Origin of the sequence: Pseudomonas sp. BAY1663, assembly GCF_000582595.1 — a bacterium.
GTDB classification, from domain to species: domain Bacteria; phylum Pseudomonadota; class Gammaproteobacteria; order Pseudomonadales; family Pseudomonadaceae; genus Stutzerimonas; species Stutzerimonas stutzeri_AF.
Genome location: NZ_AZSV01000181.1, coordinates 1 through 2,094 on the forward strand (window position 1 = coordinate 1; position 2,094 = coordinate 2,094).

3 protein-coding genes and 1 pseudogene are annotated in these 2,094 nt (G+C 71.1%); 2 read left to right on the forward strand and 2 right to left on the reverse strand.

The genetic code is table 11. The features are described from left to right. A pseudogene (locus tag BAY1663_RS22570) lies at positions 1-285 on the reverse strand (protein methyltransferase); the annotation flags it as partial. Then, on the reverse strand, positions 282-707 hold the full coding sequence (locus BAY1663_RS22575) for a YbaY family lipoprotein (protein WP_037045329.1): 426 nt from the start codon (positions 705-707) through the stop codon (positions 282-284). The pseudogene BAY1663_RS22570 and the gene BAY1663_RS22575, both read right to left, overlap by 4 nt. A gap of 113 nt (positions 708-820) precedes the next feature. Here BAY1663_RS22575 and nrdR point away from each other — a divergent pair, with 113 nt between their 5' ends. Together nrdR and ribD are read left to right on the forward strand one after the other, a co-directional pair. Next, positions 821-1,288 carry a transcriptional regulator NrdR gene (gene nrdR / locus BAY1663_RS22580; protein WP_037045334.1) on the forward strand — a complete coding sequence of 156 codons (468 nt, stop codon included), beginning with the start codon at positions 821-823 and terminating at the stop codon, positions 1,286-1,288. Then, a partial coding sequence (gene ribD, locus BAY1663_RS22585; protein WP_037045330.1) for a bifunctional diaminohydroxyphosphoribosylaminopyrimidine deaminase/5-amino-6-(5-phosphoribosylamino)uracil reductase RibD occupies positions 1,285-2,094 on the forward strand: 810 nt, incomplete at its 3' end. The genes nrdR and ribD, both read left to right, overlap by 4 nt.

A 2,094-nucleotide genomic window follows, 5' to 3' on the forward strand; every position in this document is an offset into this window, starting at 1 on the left:
CGGCGGCGCCGAACCGGCGCCGAAATCCAGCACGCGCTTGCCGCGCACCCACTCCGGCCGCTCGGCCAGCCAGCGCGCCAGCACCAGGCCGCTGGCCCAGCAGAAGCTCCAGTAGGGCGGCTCTTCGAGAATCCTCCGGGTTTCCTCGGGGCTGAAGGCACGATCCATGTTCGCCGCATCGATCAGCCACAGGCGCAGGTCGCTGCCCGGCAGCGTTTCGGCCACCAGCCGCGCATCGCCCAGCAAGCCGTTCAGCGCTGCTTGCAGCTGCGCGGGCGGCCTCACGGTGCGGGGACCAGTTGCAGCGGCCCCAGGGCCTGGCTGGCCGGGCTGGCGATGGTGCGCGGCGGCAGGCGCATGATCAGCTGGCCGTCGCGGGTGACCCGGCCGCGCAACTCGACCCGCTGGTCGGTCGGGAAGACGTCGGGGTTGAATTGCAGGATGAATGGCAGTTCCGAGCCCCGGCCCTGCAGCCGCACGTTGCTCAGCAGGCGGTCGGGCTGGTCGCGGCGGTCGACCTCGAGCAGCGCCAGTTCGACCTCGCTGCCGGCCGGCGCGCCGAGCAGGCTGCCGCTCAGTTCGTTGAGCAGCTTCGAATGCGGCGCGTCGCTCAATTCGACGGCGGGTGCCGGCGGTTCGCCGGGTGGGCTGCTGCAGCCTGCGAGCACGGCCAGCAGGGCGAGCGGAAGGGCGGGGCGTAGCGGCACGGAGAGCTCCTGGCGACGGCGAATGCGGGCCTGTATAGCAGCAAAGCCGCCGCCTTGTCTTGCCGGGCGGATGCGCTACCATGGCCGTCCCGACGTACGACCGATTCCAGCTCATGCATTGTCCCTTCTGCGGTGCCCACGACACCAAGGTCATCGATTCCCGCCTGGTCGCCGAGGGCGATCAGGTCCGCCGTCGCCGCGAGTGCCTGGCCTGCGGTGAGCGTTTCACCACCTTCGAGACCGCCGAGCTGGTGATGCCGCGGCTGATCAAGCAGGACGGCAGCCGCCAGCCGTTCGACGAGCAGAAACTGCGCGCCGGCATGCAGCGCGCGCTGGAGAAACGTCCGGTCAGCGTCGAGCGCCTGGAAGCGGCCATCGCCCATATCAAGCACCAGCTGCGCGCCACCGGCGAGCGCGAGATCAAGTCGCGGGTGCTCGGCGAACTGGTGATGGCCGAGCTGCAGAAGCTCGACGAGGTCGCCTATATCCGCTTCGCCTCGGTGTACCGCCGCTTCCAGGACCTCAACGAGTTCCGCGAGGAAATCGAACGGTTGTCCCGCGAGCCCGCGAAGAACGAATGAACGCCGCCGATCACGCCTGGATGGCCCGCGCCCTGCAACTGGCGCGCAAGGGCCTGTATTCGACGCATCCCAACCCGCGGGTCGGCTGCGTCATCGTCGCCGATGGCGAGCGGGTCGGCGAAGGCTGGCACGTGCGCGCCGGCGAACCGCATGCCGAGGTCCATGCGCTGCGCCAGGCCGGCGAACGTGCGCGTGGCGCCACCGCCTACGTCACCCTCGAGCCCTGCAGCCACCACGGGCGTACGCCGCCTTGCGCCGAGGCCCTGGTCAAGGCCGGCGTCGCCCGTGTGGTGGCGGCGATGCAGGACCCCAATCCGCAGGTCGCCGGGCGCGGGCTGGCGTTGTTGCGCAGCGCCGGCATCGAGGTCGCCAGCGGCGTGCTGGAGGCCGAGGCGCGCGAACTCAATGCGGGCTTCATCAAGCGCATGGAAAGCGGCCTGCCGTTCGTTCGCGCCAAGCTGGCAATGAGCCTCGATGGCCGCACCGCGATGGCCAGCGGCGAGAGCCAGTGGATCACCGGGCCGGCGGCACGTGCCGAGGTGCAGCGCCTGCGCGCCCGTTCCAGCGCGGTGCTGACCGGCGCCGATACCGTGCTGATGGATGCCGCGCGGCTGACCGTGCGCGGTGCCGAGCTGGGGCTGGACGCGCAAAGCACCGCGTTGGCGTTGCAGCGACCGCCGCTGCGGGTGCTGGTCGACGGGCGTCTGCGCGTGCCGCTGGATGCGCCGTTTTTCCAGGCCGGTGCGGCGCTGGTGGCCACTGCCGCCGATGGGCGCGAGGAGGCCTACCGCGGTGCCGGCCATGAG

What these genes read in the sequence shown, in the direction of transcription:
- nrdR (WP_037045334.1), top strand. Translation starts at nt 821, where the DNA reads ATGCATTGTCCCTTCTGCGGTGCCCACGACACCAAGGTCATCGATTCC.